We start from the raw sequence: 23,374 nt of genomic DNA, 5'->3' as shown, positions 1-23,374 counted from the left end.
AGTTCCCATGGACGCCCGCCCCCAACCGCTGCCCTTCGACCCCGCCACGCTGCGGGGCCTGTCGCAGAAGCTTCTGAACAGCCATCACCAGAACAACTATGGCGGCGCCGTGAAGCGCCTCAACGCCATCCGCGCGCAGCTCGCCACGGCATCGTTCACCGCCATGCCCGGCTTCGCACTCAACGGCCTCAAGCGCGAAGAGCTCATCGCCAGCAACTCGATGCTGCTGCACGAGCTGTACTTCGCATCGCTCGGCGGCGACGGCCAGACGATGGAGCCTGCCATGGCACTCGCATTGGCGGCCAGCTTCGGCAGCGTGGACCGATGGCGCGAGGAATTCGCAGCCATGGGCAAGGCGCTCGGTGGCGGTTCGGGCTGGGTGCTGCTCAGCTTCCAGCCGCGTGAAGGCACGCTGGTCAACCAATGGGCTGCTGACCACACCCACGCGCTGGCGGGCGGCACGCCCCTGCTGGCGCTGGACATGTACGAGCACGCCTACCACCTGGACCACGGCGCCGCCGCCGGCGCGTATGTCGATGCCTTCATGGCCAACATCGACTGGGCGCCGGCGTATGCGCGCTACCAGCAGGCGGTGCACGCCGCCAGCGAACCCTTCGCCGCAGCGCAGGACGAGGTGGCCGGTTCGATGCTGCTCGACGTGCGCCGTGCCGGCGTGTTCGCGCAGGCCGCGTCGATGCTCCCCGGTGCCCGCTGGCGCGACCCAGCCACGATCGATCGCTGGGCCGCCGAACTCCCGGCCGACCGCGCGCTGGTCGTCTATTGCGTCTACGGCCACGAGGTGGGGCGCAGCACGGCCCTGCGGCTGCGCGCCGCGGGCCTGGATGCACGCTATCTGCGCGGCGGCATCGACGGCTGGCAGGCCGCCGGCCGGCCGCTCCAGCCCAAGCCTGCCGACCCAGGAGCCACGTCATGAAATGGATCACCCGCGAACGCCCGAAGATCGACCGCATCGCCTGCCCGTGGCTGATCCTGCGCTTCATCGACCGCGAGGCCGAGTTTCTCTACGTGCCATCGGCCGACGTGCTGGCCATGGCGCAAAGCACCGGCGCCACGCCCTACGACATTCCGGGCGTGGAGATGAGCCACGTCGGCGAGCGCTGCAGCTTCGACGCCTTCCTCGCGAAGTACCGGCTCACCGAACCTGCGCTGCACCAGATGGCCGACATCGTGCGCGGTGCGGACACCTCGCGGCTCGACCTCACGCCGCAGTCGGCCGGGCTCTACGCGATCTCGCTGGGCCTGTCGCGCGTGTTCGCCGACGACCACGCCATGCTGCAGCACGGGCTGGTGATGTACGACGCGCTGTATGCGTGGTGCCGCGAGGGCCGCGGCGAGACGCACAACTGGCCACCGAAGATGCCGGGGTGAAGCAGGTCGGAGGACGACGGCCTGCCTTGCCGGAAGCACGCTAACATTTCGCCCGGCTCCGCCGCTCCACCCGGGTCGGACCATCGCGAGGTCTGCGACAACCCAGGGTGTCACTGCAAACATGGAGCATCCCGATGTGGAGCATCCTGGCCGACCTTGTCGTCGGCATCTTCGATTTCGTTCTCGATGTCCTGTTGTTCCGAGGCCTGCGCCGCAAGCACGGCCAGCGCAACCGCAGCGTGGCGGAAGACACCGTCGAGGTCGCGCGCTTCGATTTCGTCACGCTGACGTTCATCGCGCTGGTCAGCGTCGGCCTGATGCTGATCCTGGCGCTCGGATTCGATGTGCCGGCGGGCTGGAGCGTGGGCATCGGCATCACCGTCGGTGCGATCTGGGGCCTCTGGCGGTACGCCCAGCTGGTTCGTGAGTGAGTGACGAACGCATGAAGCATTCAAGAGGGTCAACGATGCCGGGCGTGATTCGTTTCGCACGCCTCGCCACGGGGCTGTCGATCGCAGCCACCGCCCTGCTCGCGACCGGCTCGGCCTCGGCACAGTCCCTCGCCTGCAACGGCTACCTCGTCGGAAAAGGGGCATCTCCTGCGACCTTGCTCCAGACCTGCGGCGAGCCGGTCTATCGGCAGGCGGTCTGTGTGCCGATGGTGCAGCTGGGCTGGGTCCTCACGCCGTTCCGGCCGGGCAGCCCCGAGGCGGTGCTCGCCAATCAATGCGTACCGATGGAGGAATGGACCTACGACCGGGGTCCGGGCACCTTCTTCGGCATCGTGCGCCTCTACAACGGCACCATCGAATCGGTGCGCGACGGCGACCGCGGCCGTTGAAGCGCCGGGAAACGCCCGGCAACATCTCCGGTACCCACTACAGGGGAGAACGCCCGCGCAACGGCGTTGACGACGATGCCCGGCAGGGCCACCATGGCCCATCGTCCCCGTCACGCATGCCCAAACAGGCAACGGACGCGTTGGAGCAAGGGAGCAAGCCCGCTCTGCAATGCATGGTCAAGCCATGCACTGTTCAGAGCTTTCAAGGAGTTCCCATGGCTGCCGAAAGCGACAAGGTGTTCGCGGGCTCGATCCCGAAGTTCTACGACACGCTGATGGTCCCCTTGATCTTCGAGGGCTACGCCGTCGACGTCGCAGCATTGGTCGCTGCGTTTTCACCCGGCGCGGTGCTGGAAACGGCAGCCGGCAGCGGCGCGGTCACGCGGATGCTGGCACCTCAGCTCGGCGCCGACGCGCGCTACGTGGTGACCGACCTCAACCCGGCCATGCTCGACTACGCCGTCACCCGCCAAGCGGCTGACAACCGCATCGAATGGCGGCAGGCCGACGCGCTCGCCCTGCCGTTCGACGATGCTTCGTTCGATGTGGTTCTCTGCCAGTTCGGCGCGATGTTCTTCCCTGACCGGGTCGCCGGCTACAGCGAGGCGCGCCGCGTGCTCAAGCCCGGCGGGCGCTTCGTGTTCAGCGTCTGGGACCGCATCGAAGACAACGCCTTCGCCGACGACGTCACCCGCGCTGTCGCCACCGTGTTCCCGGACGACCCGCCGCGCTTTCTCGCGCGCACGCCGCACGGCTACCACGACGTCGCACTGATCCGCCAAGACCTTGGCCGCGCGGGGTTCACCGACATCGAGATCAAGACGCTCGAGAAGCTGAGCCGCTCGCCTTCTGCCAGCGAGGTGGCCATGGCCTACTGCCAGGGAACGCCGCTGCGCAACGAGATCGAGGCGCGCGATGCGAGCCTGCTTCAGCTCGCGACCGACCGCTCGGCCGAGGCGATTGCCAGCCGGCATGGCACCGGGCCGGTGGCTGGGAAGATCCAGGCGCACGTCATCGTGGCGACCGGCTAAACATGTACTACGTCCGCAGGATCTTCTCGATCGCCTTGCCCTTGGCCAGCTCGTCGACCAGCTTGTCCATGTAGCGGATCTTCTGCATCAGCGGGTCTTCGACTTCCTCGACGCGCACGCCGCACACCACGCCCTTGATCAACGCGCGGTTCGGGTGCAGCGCCGGGGCCTGCGCGAAGAAGGTCCTGAAATCGTTCTGCTGTTCGATCTGCTGCTGCAGCCCCGCCGCGTCGTAGCCGGTGAGCCAGCAGATGACCTCGTCGACCTCTGCCTTCGTGCGCTGCTTGCGCTCCGCTTTCTGGACGTACATGGGGTACACCTTGGCGAACGGCATCGCGAAGATCCGGTGCTCTGACATCGTCATGTCTCCTTCATGTCGGTCGGAATGATTTTGACGGCGCTCCACCGCTACCAGAACCGGGCCATGAAGCCGATGGTCTTCTCGAACAGGCGATCCGAAAACACCGTGCTCACGGCAATACACGCCCCACCCACGAGGCCGATCAGGATTCCGACCGGCTCACCCCAGTGGTTCAACAAATAGCCGACCGCAGCAACGAGTGCGCCGAAGGCGAGAAAGAAGAGTCGACCTTTCCAATCTGCCATTCGAATCCTTTCCGTGTTCGCTTGAGCGAAAAATGGCGCCCGAGAAGCGCCGCGTCCCTCACCCCTTCCCGCCCCGACCTGTCTTCTTCGCCGCCACAGTCTTGCGCGCCGGCTTCATCGCAGGCGCCTCGCGCGCCGACTTCATGTGCCCGCTCTCCCCCGAGGTCATGCCCACGATCTTCGCGAGCTGGCGGCTCACGCTCACGTAGGCGTGGCCGAGGCGGCTGTCGAAGTACAGCGAATCGCCGCGCGCCAGGCGCACCACTTCGCCGTTGTCGAAGTACACGTCGATCTCGCCCGACAGCACGTAGGCGAACTCTTCGCCCGTGTGGCGCACGAAGTCCTCGGGGCCGTTGATGCGGCGCGCGTGCACGGTGCCGACGATGGGGCTCATCTGCTTGCCGGCGGCGGTGGTGCCCAGGAACTCGTAGGCGATGGCCAGCCCCTTGTAGACCACGCCCTTGCCCGCGCGCGTGACGACCGGGCCGTCGAGCTGCTCGGGCTTGACGCCGGCGCCCGCGAACATGGCGTTCATGTCCATCTCGAGCGCGCGGCCCAGCGCGGTGAAGTTCTCGTAACCGAGCGCGAGCTGGCCGCGCTCGGCGCGCGAGATGGTGGTGATCGACACGCCGGAGCGCTCGGCCAGTTGCGCCAGCGTCCAGCCGAAACGCTTGCGCGCGGTGCGCAGGCGATGGCCGAAAGTGGTGCGGTCCAGCGTGGGCGGCTCTTCCTTCGGCTTCGCCCCGCCCCGGTTCCCTGTGTGTGGAGTCACGCTTGGCTTTCTCTAGGTATGCCGGGCGATTCTGCCAGCCCCGCGCTCGGCCGGCCACGCACGGCGCGACAGCCCCGGCATGCGTTTTGCGTATGCGCAAATTGCGTGTACGCAAATTTCACCTCGGTGTTGCACCCATGGTTTCCCCTTGGTTGGCGCAAATCAATTTGCGTATCCGCAAATTTCTACCTACACTTTTCGGCGATGACAACAAGCACAACCACTCCCGTCGTGGCCGACTACCTCGTGATCGGCGGCGGCATCGCCGGGGCCTCGGTGGCCCACTGGCTCGCCCCGCATGCCCGCGTGATCCTGCTCGAACGCGAAGCCCAGCCGGGCTACCACTCCACCGGCCGTTCGGCGGCGCTCTTCATGGAGAGCTACGGCACGCCGCAGGTGCGCGCCCTCACCATGGCCAGCCGCGCCTTCCTCGAACACCCGCCCGAAGGCTTCGCCGAGCACCCGCTGCTCACGCCGCGCGGCGCGATGATGGTCGCGGGCACCGAGCACCTGCACGAGCTCGAAGCGCACTGGGAGCTGCTGCGCGCCATGAACGTCGGCGCCCAGCGCCTGGATGGCGAGCAGGCGCGCGAGATGGTGCCGGCGCTGCGCCCCGAGCAGGTGGCCGGCGCGGTGTACGAACCCGACGCCTCCGACATGGACGTGCACGCCATCCACCAGGGCTACCTGCGCGGCATGCGCCAGGCCGGTGGCAAGCTGGTGTGCGACGCCGACGTCACGGCGATGGAGCGCGTGGGCGACCGCTGGCGCGTGACGGCGGGTGGCACGGTGTACGAAGCGCCCGTGGTGCTCAACGCCGCCGGCGCCTGGGTCGACACGATCGCGCAGCTGGCGGGCGTGCGCCCGCTGGGCATCGAGCCGCGCCGCCGCTCGGCCTTCATCTTCGCGCCGCCCGAGGGCCAGAGCGTGGCGCACTGGCCGATGGTGTTCGCCGCCGACGAAGGCTGGTACATCAAGCCCGACGCGGGCATGTTGCTGGGCTCGCCGGCCAACGCCGACCCGGTCGAGCCGCAGGACGTGCAACCCGAAGAGATGGACATCGCCATCGCCATGCACCGCATCGAGGAGGCGACCACGCTCGCCATCCGCCGCCCCACGCGCACCTGGGCCGGCCTGCGCTCCTTCGTGGCCGACGGCGACCTGGTGGGCGGTTTCGCGCCCGACGCGCCCGGCTTCTTCTGGGTCGCGGCGCAAGGCGGCTACGGCATCCAGACCTCGGCCGCCATGGGCGAGGCCTGCGCCGCGCTGGCACGCGGCCTGCCGCTGCCCGAGCGCATCGCGGGCTTCGGGCTCACGGCCGAGATGCTCGGGCCGCAGCGACTGCGCACTGCCGCTGCCGCCTGACAAGAACAACCCACAACCCCAAGAGACCATCCCATGCGTGTCTTCAGTGCTTCCCTCGCGACCGAAACCAACACCTTCGGCCCGATGCCGACCGGCATCGCGTCCTTCAAGGACCGCGGCTACTTTCCCGCCGGCCAGCATCCCGATGCGCTGACGATCTACTCGGGCCCGCTGTGGGCCGCGCGCATCCGCGGCAAGGAAAAAGGCTGGACGCTGCTCGAAGGCATGGTGGCGGGCGCGCAGCCCAGCGGCATCACCACGCGCCACGCCTACGAAACGCTGCGCGACGAGATGCTGAACGACCTGCGCGCCGCGCTGCCGGTCGACATGGTGCTGCTCGGCCTGCACGGCGCGATGGTGGCCGACGGCTACGACGACTGCGAAGGCGACATGCTGGCGCGCGTGCGCCAGATCGTGGGCCCTGATGTGGTGATCGGCGCCGAGCTCGACCCGCACAACCACCTCACGCCCGCCATGGTGGACAACGCCAACGTGATGGTCTCCTTCAAGGAGTACCCGCACACCGACGTGCTCGAACGCGGGCTGGAGCTGGTCGACATCTGTGCCGCGGCCGTCGAAGGCAAGGTCAAGCCGGTGGTCGCGATGGTCGACTGCGACATCATCGTCACCGTCCACACCTCGCGCGAACCGGCGCGCAGCTTCGTGCAGCGCATGCAGGCGCTCGAAGGCAAGGACGGCGTGCTCTCGGTCTCGCTCACGCACGGCTTCTCGTGGGGCGACGTGCCCGAGATGGGCACCAAGGTGCTGGTCTACACCGACGGCGACCAGGCCAAGGCGAATGCACTGGCACGCCAGCTGGCCGACGAAGTCATCGGCATGCGCGACGGCCTCACGGTCAACTACCCCAGCATCGACGACTCGCTCGACGAGGCCCTGGCCTTCGACGGCGGCCCCGTGGTGCTGGCCGACGGCGCCGACAACCCCGGCGGCGGCGCGGCGAGCGACTCCACCTTCATCCTGCGCCGCATGCTCGAGCGCGGCATCACCAATGCGGCCCTGGGCCCGATGTGGGACCCGATCGCCGTGCGCATCGCCTTCGACGCCGGCGTGGGCGCGAAGCTACAGATGCGCATCGGCGGCAAGATCAGCCCGCTGTCGGGCGACCCGCTCGACCTCGAATGCACCGTGAAGGCGCTGAAGGAAGACCTGGTGATGACGGGCCTGTCGAACACGCCCACCGCCATGGGCGACTGCGCGCTGGTCGAGGTCAACGGCATCGACATCGTGCTGATCACGCGGCGCAACCAGGCCATGGGCACCGACCTGTTCACGCAGCTGGGCTGCGACCTGGCGGCCAAGAAGATCGTCGTGGTCAAGTCGTCGCAGCACTTCTACGCGTCGTACTCCCAGGTGGCCAAGCATGTGATCTACGCCGGCGCGCCGGGCGCCGTGACGCTCGACCTCACCACCCTGCCGTACCGCAAGGCTCGCCTGCCGAAGTGGCCCATCGGCGTCGCCGCCTGAACTCCCTCTTCTTCTTTTTTGTTTCGCCCCACCGACCGGAGAACCGACGATGACCCGACGAACGCTTGCTGCCCTCGCTGCCCTGGCCCTTTCGGCCGCCAGCCTTCCCGCGCTCGCCCAGACGCCGCCCAAGACACTCAAGGTGGTGGCGCATGCCGACCTGAAGATCCTCGACCCGACCTTCACCACGGCCTACATCTCGCGCAACTTCGGCCACATGGTGTACGACACGCTGTTCGCGCAGGATGCCACCGGCAAGCCGCAGCCGCAGATGGTCGAGAAGTACACGACCTCGAAAGACGGCAAGCAGTGGAGCTTCACGCTGCGCCCCGGCCTGAAGTTCTCCGACGGCGCCGCCGTGACCTCGGCCGACGCCGTGGCCTCACTGCAGCGCTGGGCGGCACGCGACAGCCTGGGCCGTGCCATGACGGGCGTGGGTGCCGAGTGGAAGGCGACCGACGCGCGCACCCTCACGCTCACGCTCAACGAGCCCTTCGGCATGGTGCTCGACGCGCTGGCCAAGCCCTCGGGCTTTCCGCCGGTGATCCTGCCCGAGCGCATCGCCAAGCTGCCGGCCACCGCGCCCCTCACCGAGGTCGTCGGCTCGGGGCCCTTCATCTTCAAGCGTGACGAATGGGTGCCGGGCAACAAGACGGTGTTCGTGCGCAACCCGAACTACGTGGCGCGCAGCGAGCCGCCGAGCGGCCTGGCCGGCAGCAAGAAGACCAGCCTCGACCGCGTCGAATGGCTCTACCTGCCCGACGCCAACAGTGCGATCTCGGCGCTCAAGCGCGGCGAGGTCGACTACATCGAGCAGCTGGCGCCCGACTACATCGCGCCGCTGCGCACCGACAGCAACATCAAGATCGGCTCCGGCGGCGCCTACCAGGGCTTCCTGGTGATGAACCAGCTGCACCCGCCCTTCGACAACCCGAAGGTGCGCCAGGCGCTGCTGCAGGCCGTGAACCAGGAACGCTTCGTCGCGGCCATGGGCTTTCCGCTGGACATGCGCATGGCCTATTGCGCCACCTGGTTCATCTGCGGCAGCCCCAACGACACCTCGGCCGGCGCGGAACCCTTCCGCAAGGCCGACGTCGCCAAGGCGAAGAAGATGCTCGCCGACGCCGGCTACAAGGGCGAGAAGGTGGTGCTGATGGTGCCCAGCGACGTGCCCTACCTCAATGCCGAGGCGCTGATGGCCGCGCAGACCATGAAGAGCATCGGCCTGAACGTCGATGCGCAGACCATGGACTGGGCCTCGATCGGTGCACGCCGCGCCAAGCGCGATGCGTCCGACGCCGGCGGCTGGAACATGTACGTCACGGTGGCCGGCGAGTTCGACGTGAACTCGCCCATCAGCAACGCCTACCTGGGCGCGGCCTGCGGCAACACGCTGCCCGGCTGGCCCTGCGACAAGAAACTCGACGAGCTTCGCACCGCCTGGCTGAAGGAAACCGTGCCGGCCAAGCGCAAGGAACTGCTCGACGCCTTCCAGTCGCGCGCCTACGAGGCCGTGCCGTACATCAACGCCGGCCAGTACTCGGCCGCGTTCGCGGCGCGCGCCAGCATCAAGGGGCTGGACAAGATGTGGGCTGGCATGCCCACCGTCTGGGTGCTCGACAAGTAAGCCACGCGCACCACCATGGGCTACATCGTTCGACGCTTTCTTTCCACGCTGCCGGTGATGGCGGTGGTGGCCGTGGTGGTGTTCCTGCTGATCCACCTGTCGCCGGGCGACCCGGCCGCGCTCATCGCGGGCGACCTCGCCACCACCGAAGACATCGACAAGCTGCGCGCCGCGCTCGGGCTGAACCTGCCGCTGTGGCAGCAGTTCGGGCTGTGGATCGGCAAGATCTTCACCGGCGACCTGGGCACCTCGATCTTCACGCAGGTGCCGGTGACGCAGCTGCTCGGCCAGCGGCTGGAGCCGACGGTGTCGATCGCGGCGCTGACCATGCTCATCACGCTGGTGACGGCCGTGCCGCTGGGCACGCTCGCGGCCTACTGCGCGGGCACCTGGATCGACCGCCTCGTGATGCTGTTCGCGGTGCTGGCCTTCTCGGTGCCGGTGTTCCTCGTGGGCTACCTGCTGGTCTACACCTTCGCGGTGCAGCTGCCGTGGTTCCCGGTGCAGGGCTACGTGAACTTCTCCGAAGGCCCCGGCGCCTGGCTGCGCGCGCTGGTGCTGCCCTGCGTGAACCTGGCACTGGTGTACATCGCGCTGGTGACGCGCATGACGCGCGCCACCGTGCTCGAGGTGCTGCACGAGGACTACATCCGCACCGCGCGCGCCAAGGGCCTGGGCGTGCTGCCGGTGCTCGGCCATGCGCTGCGCAACGCGGCCATTCCCATCGCCACCACCATCGGCGCGGGCATTGCGCTGCTGATCGGCGGCGTGGTGGTCACCGAGACAGTGTTCGCCATTCCGGGCGTGGGCCGGCTGGTGATCGATTCGGTGCAGCGCCACGACTACCCGGTGATCCAGAGCGTGCTGCTGCTGTCGGCGGGCGTGTACGTGCTGATCAACCTCCTGATCGATTTGAGCTACCGCCTCTTCGATCCGCGCATCCAGTACTAGCTAGAACAAAGAACGAGCCCCACGACGCCATGTCCACTGCCCTGCCCTTGCGCGAGGCCGATGCGCCGGTGCCCGCCGATGCCGCCGCCGCTTCCGCCGAAGACGCCCCTTTCGTACCGCCGCGCTGGCGCTGGGTGCGCAAGCACCCGACGCTGATCGTCGGCGCGCTGCTGCTCATCGCGGTGGCCGCGCTGTCCATCGCCGCGCCCTGGATCGCCACCCACGACCCGCAGGACATCGACCCGCTGGCGCGCATGCAGCCGGCCTCGGCCGAGCACTGGTTCGGCACCGACGCGCTGGGCCGCGACGTGTTCAGCCGCGCCGTGTGGGGCGGCCGCGTGTCGATGATCGTCGGCGCCTCGGTGGCCGTGCTCGCCACCTTCTTCGGCATCGCGCTGGGCCTGGTGTCGGGCTTCGTGCGCTGGGCCGACGGCCCGATCATGCGGGTGATGGACGGGCTCATGGCCATCCCCGGCATCCTGCTGGCCATTGCACTCATGGCCGTGACGCGCGCCAGCCTCACGACCGTGATCATCGCCATCACCGTGCCCGAGATTCCGCGCGTGGTGCGGCTGGTGCGCTCGCTGGCGCTCACGCTGCGCGAGCAGCTGTTCGTGGAGGCCGCGCATGCGGTCGGCACGCGGCTGCCGGTGATCCTCGTGCGCCACGTGCTGCCGAACATCGTGGCGCCGCTGGTGGTGCAGGCCACCTTCGTGGCCGCCGCCGCCGTGCTCACCGAGGCCGCGCTGTCCTTCCTTGGCGTGGGCGTGCCTTCGCAGACGCCGAGCTGGGGCAACATGATGGCCGAGGGCCGCAACTTCGTGACCGTGGCCTTCCACATCATCCTGTACCCGGGCCTGCTGCTGGCGGCCACGGTGCTGGCCATCAACCTGCTTGGCGACGGCCTGCGCGATGCGCTCGACCCGCGCCTGGCGCGGCAGCTGTGAAGAGGAACGCGCCATGACCATCCCCATGTCCCAGGCCACCCTCGCCCCCGGCGAGCCTTTGCTCGAGGTCGACAACCTGCGCACCTACTTCAGCACGCTCGCCGGCACCGTGCGCTCGGTCGACGGCGTGTCGTACACCGTGCGCGCGGGCCGCACGCTCGGCGTGGTCGGCGAATCGGGCTGCGGCAAGAGCGTGACCGCGCTCTCGATCCTGCGGCTGGTGCCCACGCCGCCCGGTCGCCACATGGGCGCGGTGCGCCTGCGCGGCACCGACCTGATGCAGCTGAGCGAACGCGAGATGCGGCAGATCCGCGGCAACCGCATCTCGATGATCTTCCAGGAGCCGATGACCTCGCTGAACCCGGTACTCACCGTGGGCCGGCAGATCGCCGAGACCGTGCAGCTGCACCAGAAGGCCAGCCGCGCCGAGGCGCTGCAGCGCGCGGTCGAGATGCTGCGCCTGGTGCAGATCCCCGAACCCGAGCGGCGCGTGAACGAGTACCCGCACCAGCTCTCGGGCGGCATGCGCCAGCGCGTGATGATCGCGCTGGCCCTGGCCTGCAACCCCGAGGTGCTGATCGCCGACGAGCCCACCACCGCGCTCGACGTGACCATCCAGGCGCAGATCCTCGACCTCATCAAGCGGCTGCAGAAGGAGCTGGGCATGGGCGTGGTGATGATCACGCACGACCTGGGCGTGGTGGCCGAAAGCTGCGACCGCGTGGTCGTCATGTACGCCGGCAAGAAGGTGGAAGAGGCCGATGTGGTCGACCTGTTCGACCGCCCGCTGCACCCCTACACGCGTGCGCTGATGGCCTCGATGCCCGCCATGAGCACGTCGAGCGCGCGGCTGCACGAGATTCCGGGCATGGTGCCCGCCGCGCACGAGCTCGGGCGCGGCTGCGCCTTTGCCGCGCGCTGCGCGCAGGCGCGCGAACGCTGTCGCCGAGAGACACCGCCGCTCTCGACGCAGGGCGACGGGCACGTGGTCGCCTGCTTCGCGGTGCAGGAACAATGGACCGACGAGGCTGCCGAGGTGAGCGCATGACGACGACAACCACAACAACATCCACGAAGGCGCCGCTGCTGCAGGTGCGCGAGCTGCGCAAGCACTACACCTCGCCACGGCGCTGGCTGCGCCCGGCCAAGCCGGCCATCCAGGCGGTCGACGGCGTGTCGTTCAACGTCGGGCACGGCGAGACGCTGTCACTGGTCGGCGAATCGGGCTGCGGCAAGACCACCACGGCCAAGTCGGTGATGCGGCTGGTCGAGCCCACCTCGGGCTCGGTGCGGCTGAACGGCGAAGAGCTGCTGACCCTGCCCGCGAACGCGATGCGCCAGCGCCGGCGCGACCTGCAGATCATCTTCCAGGACCCGTACGCCTCGCTGAACCCGCGCCTCACGGCCGGCGACATCGTGGCCGAGCCGCTGCGCAACTTCGGCGACGTGTCGGTGGCCGAGCGGCGCGAACGCGTGCAGTGGCTGTTCTCGCGCGTGGGCCTGCGGCCCGAGGCGGCGAAGAAGTTTCCGCACGAGTTCTCGGGCGGCCAGCGCCAGCGCCTGGGCATTGCGCGCGCGCTGGCGCTCAACCCCAAGCTGATCGTCTGCGACGAGCCCGTGTCGGCGCTCGACGTGTCGGTGCAGGCGCAGGTGGTCAACCTGCTGATGGACCTGCAGGCCGAGTTCGGCATCGCCTACCTCTTCGTGGCGCACGACCTCGCCGTGGTGCGCCACATCAGCCACCGCGTGGCCGTGATGTACCTCGGCCACATCGTGGAGATCGCCGACCGCGACACGCTGTTCTCGGCGCCGCGCCATCCGTACACCGAGATCCTGCTGTCGGCCGTGCCCGTGCCCAACCCGCGCACGCCCGCACGCCGCCTGCTGCTGCAGGGCGACCCGCCGAGCCCGGCCAACCCGCCCTCGGGCTGCCGCTTTCACACGCGCTGCCCGATGGCGCAGGCCGTGTGCAAGGAGAAGACGCCCGAACTGAGCGAGCGCCCTTCGTCTTCCCAGGGCGGCCATTGGGTCGCCTGCCACTTCCGTTGAAAGCACTGCCCTCATGACCGACAAGACACCCCACTACGACCTCTTGATCCACGGCGGCACCGTGATCGACGGCAGCAAGGCGCCGCGCTTCGACGCCGACGTGGGCATCGTCGACGGCCGCATCGCCGCCATCGGCAAGCTCGCGGGCCACACGGCCGACCAGACGCTCGACGCCACCGGCCGCATCGTCGCACCGGGCTTCATCGACTCGCACACGCACGACGACCAGGCCGTGCTGTCGCATGCGCAGATGCCCTTCAAGGTGTCGCAGGGCGTGACCACGGTGGTGGCGGGCAACTGCGGCATCAGCGCCGCGCCGCTGCGCGCCGACATGGACCTGCCGATGCCGCTGAGCCTGCTCGAAACGCCGCCGGAAGACCGCTTCACGACGTTTGCGGCCTACCTCGACGCGCTGCGCGCCACGCCCTCGTCGGTCAACGTGGCGGCGATGGTCGGCCACTCGACCCTGCGCGCCGTGACCATGTCCGACCTCGACCGCCCCGCCACCGCGCAGGAGATCGCCGCCATGCAGGCGCTGGTCGAAGAAGCCATGCAGGCCGGCGCCATCGGCCTGTCGACCGGCACCTTCTACCCGCCGGCCGTCAAGGCGACCACCGAGGAGATCATCGAGGTCGGCCGCCCGCTCACGGCGCGCAAGGCGCTGTACGTGACGCACATGCGCGACGAGAGCGACCACGTGATGCAGTCGCTCGAAGAAACCTTCCACATCGGCCGCGCGCTCGACATCCCGGTGGTGGTGTCGCACCACAAGGTGCAGAACACGCAGAACTTCGGCAAGACCAAGGTCACACTGCCCTTCATTCAGGAAGCGATGAAGCACCAGTGCATCGGGCTCGATTGCTATCCGTACACGGCCGGCTCCACCATGATCCGCACCGACCGCGGGATGATGGACGGGCGCGTGCTCATCGCCTCCAGCGTGCCGCACCCCGAATGCGCGGGCCGCGACCTGAAGGACATCGCGGCCGAATGGGGCGTGTCGGGCGAAGAGGCCGCGCTGCGCCTGTCGCCCGGCAGCGCCATCTATTTCATGATGGACGAGGACGACGTGCAGCGCGTGCTCGCCTTCGACGAAACCATGATCGGCTCCGACGGCATTCCGCTGGGCGACAAGCCGCACCCGCGCCTGTGGGGCACCTTCCCGCGCGTGCTGGGGCACTACAGCCGCGACGTGGGGCTGTTCCCGCTGGAGACGGCGGTCTGGAAGATGACCGGGCTCACGGCGCGCAACTTCGGCCTGCACGAGCGCGGCGCGCTCAAGGTCGGGCACCACGCCGACGTGGTGGTCTTCAATGCCGCCACCGTGCGCGACACCGCGAACTACGAGACGCCGACCGAACCGGCCGAAGGCATCGACGCGGTGATCGTGAACGGCGCCGTCACCTGGCGCCACGGCGTGCACAGCGGGGCGCGCAACGGGCAGGTGATCGTGCGCCAGGACGCCGCCTGACAGCGCGCACCCCGGCGGCGCCTGCACGGTGCCCGCCTTCGCATCCTGGTGCATGCGCAGCACCGGATCGGTGAACACGCCGGGCCTCAGGGGCCCGGTTTTTCTTTCTTCTTTGCGCTTTTCCCCTCTGGCAGTGCGTTTCTAGGGGATTTCCCTCGACATCTGGCCCGGAGCTTGCGTAGTTTGTCCACATAGTTGAATATTTCAACTATTGAAGACTTCTACCAACCCGCCATGCACGCCCCGCTTCGCCTGAAAGACGACTACCTCAACGTCCTGCTCGACCTGGCGTCGCAGCGCACGCGCGACCGCGGCTCGCGCATCTACGAGATCGAGCTCGGCCTGTCGATCCGCGACGTGCGCCTGCTGCGCATGATCGGCGCCGCGCCCGGCATCACCATGGGCCAGCTGGTGCAGACCTGCGCCATCGAGAAGACGCTGGTCTCCAAGCTGGTGAGTTCGCTGGTGCAGCGCGAGCTGGTCGAGCGCCAGATCGGCGCCGAGGACGCGCGGCAGATCCGCCTGTGCCTGAGCCCCGCCGGCATCGACATGGTGCTGCGCGCCGAGCCCATCGGGCACGAGATGGAAGCGCGCTTTCTCGACTGCCTGAGCGTCGCCGACATCGAGAACCTGCGCCGCATCATGCACAAGCTCATCGACGCCGAAGAAGGTTCGCGCGACATCTTCGAATTCCTGCTGGTGCAGCTGCGCGAAAGCAAGGAATCGCCCCCTTCCTCCCCCGGTTCTTCCGCTCCCTCCCGAAAGAAGTAAGGCTCCATGGCAATCCACCTTTCACCGCGCCGCGTCGCGGCGGCTTCCCTGTCGGCGCTCGCTTTGTGCTTCGCCGCCACCGCGTCCGCCCAGACCGTGCTTCGCACCGTGCCCTCGTCGGATCTGAAGATCGTCGATCCGATCTGGACCACCGCCAACATCACGCGCAACCACGGCCTGATGATCTACGACACCCTCTTCGCGATGGACGAGAAGGGCGTCATCAAGCCGCAGATGGTCGACAGGTACAGCGCGAGCGCCGACAACAAGGTGTGGAGCTTCACGCTGCGCCCGGGCCTGAAGTTCCACGACGGCGCACCGGTCACCTCGCAGGACGTGATCGCCTCGCTGGCACGCTGGGCCAAGCGCGACACGCTGGGCCAGAAGATGTACGAGGCGATGGACAGCATCGCCGCCGACGGCCCCAACGGCTTTCGCATGACGTTCAAGCAGCCCTTCGGTGTGGTGCTCGACGCGCTCGGCAAGCCCAACCCGCTGGTGCCGTTCATCATGCCCAAGCGCGTGGCCGACACGCCCGCCGACAAGCAGATCGACGAGCTGGTGGGCTCGGGCCCCTTCACGCTCGCCAAGGAAGACTTCCGCCCCGGCGACCGCGTCATCTACCGCAAGAATACCGCCTACGTGCCGCGCAAGGAACCCGCCTCGGGCCTGGCCGGCGGCAAGGTGGTGCATGTGGACCGCGTCGAATGGGTGATGCTGCGCGACCCGCAGACGCAGGCCAATGCGCTGCTCAACGGCGAGGTCGACATGCTCGAGACCGTGCCCTCGTCCGGCTACACCGGCATGCGCACCAACGACAAGATCGAGCTGGTCGACGTGATGCCGGCAGGCCCCTTCACCGTGCTCTACAACCACAAGGTGCCGCCCTTCAACAACCCGAAGGCGCTGAAGGCCGCGATGCTGGCCATCAACCAGGAGGCCATGCTGCGCGCGCAGGTCACCTTCCGCGACTTCTACAAGCCCTGCGCCTCGATCTACCTGTGCGGCTCGCTCTATGCGAGCGACAAGACAGGCTTCTACACCGGCAAGCCGCAGTTCGAAGAGGCGCGCAAGCTGCTCAAGGAATCGGGCTACGACGGCAAGCCCGTGGTGATCCTGCTGCCGGGCGACGCGCCCGCGCTGAACAAGTTGCCCGCGGTGTACGGCCAGCTGCTCAAGCAGGTGGGCTTCAACGTCGACGTGCAGACCACCGACTGGGCCACGCTCGTGACCCGGCGCGCCAAGAAAGACCTGCCCGAAAACGGCGGCTGGAACGCCTTCATCACCTTCTGGGGCGGCGTGGACGCGAGCAGCCCCATCGGCTACAGCCCGCTGACCGGCAACGGCGACCAGGGCTACTTCGGCTGGCCCGTGGTGCCCGAGCTCGAGGCGCTGAAGACCAAGTTCATCGCCACCGCCGACCTCGCGCAGCGCAAGGAGATCGCCACGCAGATCCAGCAGGTCGTGCTCGAGCACGGCGTGCTGGCCCCGCTCGGCGAAGGCAAGGCGCCCACCGCCGTGCGCCGCGGCACCATCACCGGCCTGCTGCCGTCGCCGGCGGTGCTGTACTGGAACGTGCGCAAGACGTCCGCGCCATCGCCATGACCGCGACATAGGCCGGCCCGCGCGCCCGCCCCTCTCCCTTCTGATCGCCACCCCTGACCGGCTGCGCCTCGCGCGGCAGCCGGGCGGGACTTCCTTTGCCCGCGCCACACGCCCGGCCCCTCGTCAAGGACCTGATTCACATGCTCCACTTCCTGTTGCGCCGCGGACTGGCCACCGCGCCCGTGCTCCTGATCGTGGCCGTCATCGTCTTCCTGCTGCTGCGCATGACGCCCGGCGACCCCGCGGCGGCCATTGCCGGCGACGCGGCCAGTGCGCAGGACATCGCACGCATCCGCGCCCAGCTGGGCCTGGACGCATCGATCGTGACGCAGTTCGTGCACTGGCTCGGCCAGGTGCTGCGCGGCGACCTCGGCTACTCGTTCTTCTACCGGATGCGCGTGACCGACCTGATCGGCCAGCGCCTGGAGCCCACGCTCTCGGTGGCGGCGGTGACGGTGGTGCTCACGGTGCTGATCGCCGTGCCGCTGGGCGTGCTCGCGGCCTCGCGGCGCGGCGGCCGGCTCGACCGCTTCATCATGGGCGCCTCGGTGCTCGGCTTCTCGGTGCCCGTGTTCGTGGCCGGCTACGTGATGATCTGGCTGTTCTCGATGCAGCTCGGCTGGCTGCCCTCGCAGGGCTACCAGCGCATCGGCGACGGCGTGGGCCCGTGGCTGCGCCACCTCGCCCTGCCCTGCATCACGCTGGCCGTGATGTACGCGGCGCTCATCGCGCGGGTCACGCGCGCGGCGGTGTCGGAGGCACTCACCGAAGACTATGTGCGCACCGCGCGCGCCAAGGGCATCGCCGAGTGGCGCATGCTGCTGCGCCACGCGCTGGCCAACGCGGCCGTGCCGATCGCCACCGTCATCGGCCTGAGCGTGGCGGGCCTGATCGGCGGCGTGGTGGTCACCGAGACGATCTACGCGATCCCCGGCCTGGGCCAGCTCACGGTGGACGCCGTGCTCTCGCGCGACTACCCGCTGATCCAGGCGATCACCCTCTTCTTCTCGCTCGTGTACGTGGTGGTCAACCTGCTGGTGGACCTGAGCTACCTGTTGCTCGATCCGCGCATCCGGTACTGACCTTCCTTCGAAAGCCCCGCCATGACTTCGATCTCCCTGCGCGACGATGCGCCTGCCTCTGCCGCGGTTCCGCCCGCCGCACCCCGGGCCCCGGCCCGCTCGCTGCTGCGCCGCCTGCTCGCCAACGGCGGCGTGCGCATCGGCGGCGTCCTGCTGGCCGCGATGCTGCTGCTGGCGGTGGCCGCGCCCTGGCTCGGCACCATCGACCCCAACGCGATGGACCCCGCGAACTCGCACCTGCCGCCCGGCGCGCGCGCCGAATTCACCACGCTGGCGGGCGACAGCTTCGATCGCTTCTTCCCGCTGGGCACCGACAGCATGGGCCGCGACCTGTGGAGCCGCACGGCCTACGGCGCACGCATCTCGCTGTCGGTGGGCGTGGCGGTGGCGCTGGGCTCGGTCGCGTTCGGCCTCGTGGTGGGTATGGTGGCGGGCTACTTCCGGCGCCTGGACGGCGTGATCATGCGGGTGATGGACGGGATGATGGCCATCCCCGGCATCCTGTTCGCGATCGTGCTGGTGGCCGTGTGGCGGCCCAGCCTGCTCACGGTGATCCTGGCCATCGTGGTGCCCGAGACGCCGCGCGTGGCGCGGCTGGTGCGCTCGGTGGTGCTGTCGGTGCGCGAAGAGCCGTACGTGGAGGCGGCCGTCGCGCTCGACACGCCGACCTGGAAGCTGATGGTGCGCCACATCCTGCCCAACACGGTGGCACCGCTGATCGTGCAGGGCACCTTCATCTGCGCGGCGGCGATGCTGGTGGAGGCCGTGATGTCCTTCCTGGGCATCGGCCTGCCGTCCGAGGTGCCGACCTGGGGGAACATCATGTCCGAAGGCCGCACGCACTTCACCTCGCACCCCTCGACCGTGCTGCTGCCCGGCCTCTTCCTGGCGCTCACGGTGCTGGCCGTGAACATGCTCGGCGACGGCCTGCGCGACGCACTCGATCCCAAGTTCAAGGCACGCGGAGGCTGAACATGACATCCCCCACTTCCACAACATCCGCCGCGCCCTGCCTCGTGGTGCGCGACCTCGCCATCGACCTGCCCGCCGGCGCCGACCGCGCGCACGCGGTGCACGGCATCTCGTTCGACGTGATGCCCGGCCAGGTCGTGTGCCTGCTGGGCGAATCGGGCTCCGGCAAATCGGTCATCGCGCAGGCCGCGATGGGCCTGCTGCCCGCGTCGCTGCGGCCCTCGGCCGGGCGCATCGAGGTGCAGGGCGAGGACGTGCTCGCGGCCAGCCCGGCGCGGCTGCGGGCCCTGCGCGGCGCGCGCATGGCGATGGTGTTCCAGGAGCCGATGACCGCGCTCAACCCGGTGATGCGCTGCGGCGCGCAGGTCGACGAGATCCTGGCCGAGCACACGACGCTGGGCGCCGCCGCGCGCCGCGCGCGCGTGCTGGCCATCTTCGAGCGCGTGCGGCTGCCCGAGCCCCAGCGCATCTACGACGCCTACCCGCACCAGCTCTCGGGCGGGCAGCGCCAGCGCATCGTGATCGCCATCGCGCTGATCCTGCGCCCGGCCCTGCTGATCTGCGACGAACCCACCACCGCGCTCGACGTGACCACGCAGGCCGAGATCCTCGCGCTCATCCGCGAGATGCAGCAGGAGAACGGCACCGCCGTGCTGTTCATCACGCACGACTTCGGCGTGGTGGCGGACATCGCCGACCAGGTGGTGGTGCTGCAGCTGGGCCGGCAGGTCGAGAGCGGCCCGAAGGACGAGGTGCTGCGCCGCCCGAAGGAGGCCTACACGCGCATGCTGCTCGACGCGGTGCCGCGGCTGGCCCCGGTGCTGCGCGCGCCCATCGACGCCCGGGCGCCGCTGCTCGATGCGCGCGGCGTGGGCAAGGTCTACCGCACGGGCAGCTGGCCCGGCAAGCGCCGCACGGTGCATGCGGCGGCCGACGTGTCACTGAAGCTGCATGCGGGCGAGACGGTCGGCATCGTGGGCGAATCGGGCTCGGGCAAATCGACCGTGGCGCGCTGCATCGCGCGGCTGATCGAGCCGACCGACGGCGACATCCGCGTGCCGGGCATCGAGGGCTCGCGCGGCGCACAGCGTTCGGCGTTCCGGCGCATGGTGCAGGTCGTGTTCCAGGACCCGAACCGTTCGCTCAACCCGCGCCGCACGGTGGGCCAGTCGATCGTCGAGGGGCCGGTGAATTTCGGCGTGCCGCACGCCAAGGCCTGGCAGCGCGCCGAGGAACTGATGGCGCTGGTGCGGCTGCAGCCCGAGGTGCTGCACCGCTACCCGAGCGAGTTCTCGGGCGGCCAGCGCCAGCGGCTGTGCATTGCGCGCGCGCTGGCCTGCGAGCCGCGCGTGCTGATCGCCGACGAGGCCGTGTCGGCACTCGACGTGTCGGTGCAGGACCAGATCCTGAAGCTGCTCGCGGAGATCCAGCAGCGGCTGTCGATCGGCATCCTGTTCATCACCCACGACCTGCGCGTGGCCAGCCAGATCTGCGACCGCCTGATCGTGATGCACAAGGGCCGCATCGTCGAGCAAGGCAGCGCGCACGACGTGCTGCTGTCGCCGCGCGAGGCCTACACGCGCACGCTGCTGGCCGCGGCGCCGGGCCAGGGCTATGCGTTCGGGGGCGGCTGAGCGCCGTCCTCTTCCTCTCTTTCACCCCACCTTCATCCCACCACCCCAAGAAGAAACGAAGACATGACCACACCCCTGTACGAACTCAGTGCCCTCCAGTTGCTCGAACGCTACCGTGACCGCGCCTTGTCGCCGGTCGAGGTGACGCAGGCCGTGCTTGCGCGCATCGAGCGCTGGGAGCCGCACATCCACGCCACCTACGGGCTGGACGCCGAGGCCGCGCTGGCCTCGGCGCGCGCCTCCGAGGCACGCTGGGCCCAGGGCAAACCGCAGGGCGATCTCGACGGCGTGCCGGTCACGCTGAAGGAAAACATCGCCACGCGCGGCACGCCCACGCCGATCGGCAGCGCGGCCACCGTGCTGGCGCCCGCCGCGGCCGATGCCCCCGCCGCCGCGCGCCTGCGCGAAGCCGGCGCGGTGATCGTGACCAAGACGACGATGCCCGACTTCGGCTTCCTCGGCGCGGCGCCGTCGAGCTTCCACGCGCTCACGCGCAACCCGTGGGACCTGGGCCGCAACACCGGCGGCTCGAGCTCGGGCGCCGGCGCCGCTGCCGCCGCGGGCTACGGCCCGCTGCACCTGGGCACCGACATCGGCGGCTCGGTGCGCATTCCGGCCAGCTTCTGCGGCGTGTTCGGCCTCAAGCCCAGCCAGGGCCGCATTCCGGTCGACCCACCCGCCGCGGCGCGCGTGATCGGCCCGATGACGCGCACCGTGGCCGACGCCGCGCTGCTGATGCAGGTGGTGACGCGCCCCGACGCGCGCGACTACATGAGCCTGCCGCCGAACGACTTCGCGTGGCAGCGCCTCGAGCGCAATGTGAAGGGCCTGCGCATCGGCCTGTGGACCGAGACCATGGGCGGCTGGCCCATCGATGCGGAAGTGAAAGAAGCCGTGCTGGCCGCAGCGCGCCTGTTCGAGCAGGCCGGCGCCATCGTCGAGCCGCTGGCCGACTGGAGCACGCTGGACATGCGCATGGGCATGGCCCACTTCTTCACCATGCGCTGCCGCGTCGACCTGGCCGCGATGCCGCCAGAGCGCGCGAAGCTCGCGGCCGGCTACATCCACCAGGCGGCCGAGTTCGCCGCCTCGCTCACGCCCGAAGACACCTTCCGCGCCTTCACGCGCATGCAGGCGCTGCGCGCGGCCACCGTGGCGGCCACGCAGCCCTTCGACTACGTGCTGTCGCCGGTGTCGCCGGTGCTGCCCTTTGCGGCGGACGCCATCAACAGCGGCTCGGAGAACCTGCTGAAGGACTCGCACTTCACGTCGGTGTTCAACCAGTCGGAACAACCGGCCGCGTCGATCAACTGCGGCCATGCAAAGAACGGCCTGCCGATCGGCCTGCAGATCGCGGGGCGTCGCTTCGACGACCTGGGCGTGCTGCAGATGGCGCGCTTCTACGAATCGGTGCGCCCGGCACAGGCGCGCTGGCCTGAACCGGCCTGAAGGGGGCCTGGTCAGTCCGGCGCGTTCATCACGCGGTCGAACTCTTCGTCGGCCGGCACGTTGTCGGCATCGAGCTCGCTGGCATCGGTGAGGTCGATGCCCGTTTCGTCCGACAGGTCGTCGGACGCATCGGCTTCGAGTTCATCGAAGTCGTCGGCAGGCGTGCTGTCGTCATCGTCGTCTTCGGACGACGAGGCGGTGCGCGCGGTGGCATCGGCGTGGGGCGTCATGATCGAATTCCTCGGCAGATGAGTAAACGGCCCTCTATGGTGCGCCTGTTTTGCCCCTTGCGGTGGATCGACGGGCTGACGTCGGTGTCGGAAAGTTTCCCGTCACCCGAGGCCCACGCACGCGTTGTCGTCAGTCCTTGTGGACGTGGCCGTGCTCGCCGTGTCCTTCATCATGGCCGTGTTCGTGGCCATGCTCGCCGTGCGCCAACCGGCTCACGAGCGTGACCAGCAGGATGCCCGCGGCGAGCCACGCGATCTGCGCCGCGGTCTGGCGCGCGGGCAGGCGTTTCTGCAGCTGCGGGATCAGGTCGGCCAGCGCCACGTAGACGAAGCTGCTGCCCGCCAGCACCAGGAAGTACGGCAGCCAGCCATGCAGCTGGTCGACCAGCCACCAGCCCGCGATGCCGCCGAGCATGGTCATCGTGCCCGCGAGCGACACCTTCACCAGCGCCGCGCGCGAATTGGCCGAGCTCTGGCGCAGCACGACAAGGTCGCCGATGTGGTGCGGCACCTCGTGCGCGAGCACGGCCAGCGCGGCCACGAGGCCCAGGCGGATGTCGGCCACGAAGGCCGAGGCGATCAGGATGCCGTCGCCGAAGCAATGCACGCTGTCACCGGTGAGCACGGCCCAGCCGCCGCCGCCCGTGGGGGGTGCGTGGTGATGATGAGCGTGCGAATGGTCGTGATGATCATGGCCGTGGTGATCGTGCGCGCCCTCTTTCGCCGGTGCGGCATCGCCGTGATGGTGCTCATGCCCGTGGTGCCACAGCTCGGCCTTGTCGAGCAGGAAGAAGAACACCAGCCCGAACAGCAGCACCGCGAACAGCAGCGCGGGCTCGATGCGGCTTTCGAAGGCCTCGGGCAGCAGGTGCATGAAGGCGGTGGCCAGCAGCGCGCCGGCCGCCAGGCTCAGCAGGTGCTGCGGGTTCACACCGCCGCCGCCGCTGCGCACGCCCACGCGCAGCAACAGGGCCGCGAGCCAGACGCTTCCGATGCCGGCGACCAGGGTCGCCACGAGGATTACTATCAAATTCATAGCTGCTTGCGCAAGAGGGACGGCCGGTACGGCCTTGTTCCGTTCATAAAAAGAGAAAGGC

At 69.1% G+C, this 23,374-nt stretch carries 24 protein-coding genes; 19 read left to right on the top strand and 5 right to left on the bottom strand.

What is annotated here, in order from left to right:
- Positions 1 to 7 precede the first annotated feature (7 nt).
- The 5 genes from AC3WQM_RS08105 to AC3WQM_RS08085 all read left to right on the top strand — a co-directional run bounded on the left by AC3WQM_RS08105 (position 8) and on the right by AC3WQM_RS08085 (position 3,261).
- Entirely contained in the window at positions 8 to 934 is a 927-nt protein-coding gene (locus tag AC3WQM_RS08105; protein WP_492677814.1) for a Fe-Mn family superoxide dismutase, read from the top strand.
- Complete coding sequence (locus AC3WQM_RS08100; protein WP_492677812.1) at positions 931 to 1,389, top strand: chromate resistance protein ChrB domain-containing protein; 459 nt, start codon at positions 931 to 933, stop codon at positions 1,387 to 1,389. The genes AC3WQM_RS08105 and AC3WQM_RS08100 overlap by 4 nt, the downstream gene beginning before the upstream one ends.
- Positions 1,390 to 1,523: 134 nt before the next feature.
- The gene (locus AC3WQM_RS08095) at positions 1,524 to 1,820 is read left to right on the top strand and encodes a hypothetical protein (RefSeq protein WP_159274588.1); all 297 of its coding nucleotides are present in this window, start codon (positions 1,524 to 1,526) and stop codon (positions 1,818 to 1,820) included.
- A 44-nt stretch (positions 1,821 to 1,864) separates the two neighbouring features.
- A complete protein-coding gene (locus AC3WQM_RS08090; RefSeq protein ID WP_492677810.1) occupies positions 1,865 to 2,230 on the top strand; it encodes a DUF2845 domain-containing protein in 366 nt (121 codons plus the stop codon).
- Between the two features lie 215 nt (positions 2,231 to 2,445).
- The gene (locus AC3WQM_RS08085) at positions 2,446 to 3,261 is read left to right on the top strand and encodes a class I SAM-dependent methyltransferase (protein ID WP_492677808.1); all 816 of its coding nucleotides are present in this window, start codon (positions 2,446 to 2,448) and stop codon (positions 3,259 to 3,261) included.
- 7 nt (positions 3,262 to 3,268) lie between these two features.
- Here AC3WQM_RS08085 and AC3WQM_RS08080 read toward each other — a convergent pair whose 3' ends face one another.
- The 3 genes from AC3WQM_RS08080 to AC3WQM_RS08070 are packed head-to-tail and all read right to left on the bottom strand — an operon-like array spanning position 3,269 to position 4,639.
- Positions 3,269 to 3,619, bottom strand: coding sequence for a DUF2200 domain-containing protein (locus AC3WQM_RS08080; RefSeq protein WP_492677806.1), 351 nt, complete (start codon positions 3,617 to 3,619; stop codon positions 3,269 to 3,271).
- A 50-nt stretch (positions 3,620 to 3,669) separates the two neighbouring features.
- Positions 3,670 to 3,867 (bottom strand): hypothetical protein, encoded by a 198-nt coding sequence (locus tag AC3WQM_RS08075; RefSeq protein ID WP_492677804.1) that lies wholly within the window; start codon positions 3,865 to 3,867, stop codon positions 3,670 to 3,672.
- A 58-nt stretch (positions 3,868 to 3,925) separates the two neighbouring features.
- Positions 3,926 to 4,639 carry a helix-turn-helix domain-containing protein gene (locus AC3WQM_RS08070; RefSeq protein WP_390345616.1) on the bottom strand — a complete coding sequence of 238 codons (714 nt, stop codon included), beginning with the start codon at positions 4,637 to 4,639 and terminating at the stop codon, positions 3,926 to 3,928.
- 204 nt (positions 4,640 to 4,843) lie between these two features.
- Between AC3WQM_RS08070 and AC3WQM_RS08065 the strand changes: the two genes are divergently transcribed.
- The 14 genes from AC3WQM_RS08065 (at position 4,844) to AC3WQM_RS08000 (ending at position 22,047) form a co-directional block, all read left to right on the top strand.
- Positions 4,844 to 6,004, top strand: a complete 1,161-nt coding sequence (locus AC3WQM_RS08065) for an NAD(P)/FAD-dependent oxidoreductase (protein WP_492677802.1) — start codon at positions 4,844 to 4,846, stop codon at positions 6,002 to 6,004.
- A gap of 33 nt (positions 6,005 to 6,037) precedes the next feature.
- Entirely contained in the window at positions 6,038 to 7,489 is a 1,452-nt protein-coding gene (locus AC3WQM_RS08060; protein WP_492677800.1) for a M81 family metallopeptidase, read from the top strand.
- A 49-nt stretch (positions 7,490 to 7,538) separates the two neighbouring features.
- Positions 7,539 to 9,116, top strand: a complete 1,578-nt coding sequence (locus AC3WQM_RS08055; protein ID WP_489062388.1) for an ABC transporter substrate-binding protein — start codon at positions 7,539 to 7,541, stop codon at positions 9,114 to 9,116.
- A gap of 15 nt (positions 9,117 to 9,131) precedes the next feature.
- Positions 9,132 to 10,067, top strand: a complete 936-nt coding sequence (locus AC3WQM_RS08050; RefSeq protein ID WP_056574393.1) for an ABC transporter permease — start codon at positions 9,132 to 9,134, stop codon at positions 10,065 to 10,067.
- A 29-nt stretch (positions 10,068 to 10,096) separates the two neighbouring features.
- On the top strand, positions 10,097 to 11,014 hold the full coding sequence (locus AC3WQM_RS08045; protein ID WP_492677798.1) for an ABC transporter permease: 918 nt from the start codon (positions 10,097 to 10,099) through the stop codon (positions 11,012 to 11,014).
- A 13-nt stretch (positions 11,015 to 11,027) separates the two neighbouring features.
- Positions 11,028 to 12,062 carry an ABC transporter ATP-binding protein gene (locus tag AC3WQM_RS08040; protein WP_070095027.1) on the top strand — a complete coding sequence of 345 codons (1,035 nt, stop codon included), beginning with the start codon at positions 11,028 to 11,030 and terminating at the stop codon, positions 12,060 to 12,062.
- Positions 12,059 to 13,063, top strand: coding sequence for an ABC transporter ATP-binding protein (locus AC3WQM_RS08035; RefSeq protein WP_492677796.1), 1,005 nt, complete (start codon positions 12,059 to 12,061; stop codon positions 13,061 to 13,063). The genes AC3WQM_RS08040 and AC3WQM_RS08035 overlap by 4 nt, the downstream gene beginning before the upstream one ends.
- Positions 13,064 to 13,076: 13 nt before the next feature.
- Complete coding sequence (locus tag AC3WQM_RS08030) at positions 13,077 to 14,534, top strand: N-acyl-D-amino-acid deacylase family protein (RefSeq protein ID WP_492677794.1); 1,458 nt, start codon at positions 13,077 to 13,079, stop codon at positions 14,532 to 14,534.
- A gap of 234 nt (positions 14,535 to 14,768) precedes the next feature.
- Positions 14,769 to 15,305: a MarR family winged helix-turn-helix transcriptional regulator gene (locus AC3WQM_RS08025; RefSeq protein ID WP_095946830.1), complete on the top strand. Its 537-nt coding sequence runs from the start codon at positions 14,769 to 14,771 to the stop codon at positions 15,303 to 15,305.
- A gap of 6 nt (positions 15,306 to 15,311) precedes the next feature.
- Positions 15,312 to 16,910 (top strand): ABC transporter substrate-binding protein, encoded by a 1,599-nt coding sequence (locus tag AC3WQM_RS08020; RefSeq protein ID WP_492677792.1) that lies wholly within the window; start codon positions 15,312 to 15,314, stop codon positions 16,908 to 16,910.
- A 140-nt stretch (positions 16,911 to 17,050) separates the two neighbouring features.
- A complete protein-coding gene (locus AC3WQM_RS08015; protein ID WP_307694464.1) occupies positions 17,051 to 17,992 on the top strand; it encodes an ABC transporter permease in 942 nt (313 codons plus the stop codon).
- A 21-nt stretch (positions 17,993 to 18,013) separates the two neighbouring features.
- Complete coding sequence (locus AC3WQM_RS08010; protein ID WP_492677790.1) at positions 18,014 to 18,964, top strand: ABC transporter permease; 951 nt, start codon at positions 18,014 to 18,016, stop codon at positions 18,962 to 18,964.
- Positions 18,965 to 18,966: 2 nt separating this feature from the next.
- A complete protein-coding gene (locus AC3WQM_RS08005) occupies positions 18,967 to 20,598 on the top strand; it encodes a dipeptide ABC transporter ATP-binding protein (RefSeq protein WP_492677788.1) in 1,632 nt (543 codons plus the stop codon).
- 63 nt (positions 20,599 to 20,661) lie between these two features.
- Positions 20,662 to 22,047: an amidase gene (locus AC3WQM_RS08000; RefSeq protein WP_139701902.1), complete on the top strand. Its 1,386-nt coding sequence runs from the start codon at positions 20,662 to 20,664 to the stop codon at positions 22,045 to 22,047.
- An 11-nt stretch (positions 22,048 to 22,058) separates the two neighbouring features.
- Here AC3WQM_RS08000 and AC3WQM_RS07995 read toward each other — a convergent pair whose 3' ends face one another.
- Both AC3WQM_RS07995 and AC3WQM_RS07990 read right to left on the bottom strand, forming a co-directional pair.
- Entirely contained in the window at positions 22,059 to 22,277 is a 219-nt protein-coding gene (locus tag AC3WQM_RS07995; protein WP_489062376.1) for a hypothetical protein, read from the bottom strand.
- Positions 22,278 to 22,407: 130 nt separating this feature from the next.
- Positions 22,408 to 23,313, bottom strand: coding sequence for a ZIP family metal transporter (locus AC3WQM_RS07990; protein WP_139701903.1), 906 nt, complete (start codon positions 23,311 to 23,313; stop codon positions 22,408 to 22,410).
- Between the last annotated feature and the right edge of the window lie 61 nt (positions 23,314 to 23,374).

It is taken from the genome of Variovorax sp. FW301-JW7, assembly GCF_058788795.1.
This window is presented reverse-complemented; position numbering and strand designations above follow the sequence as displayed.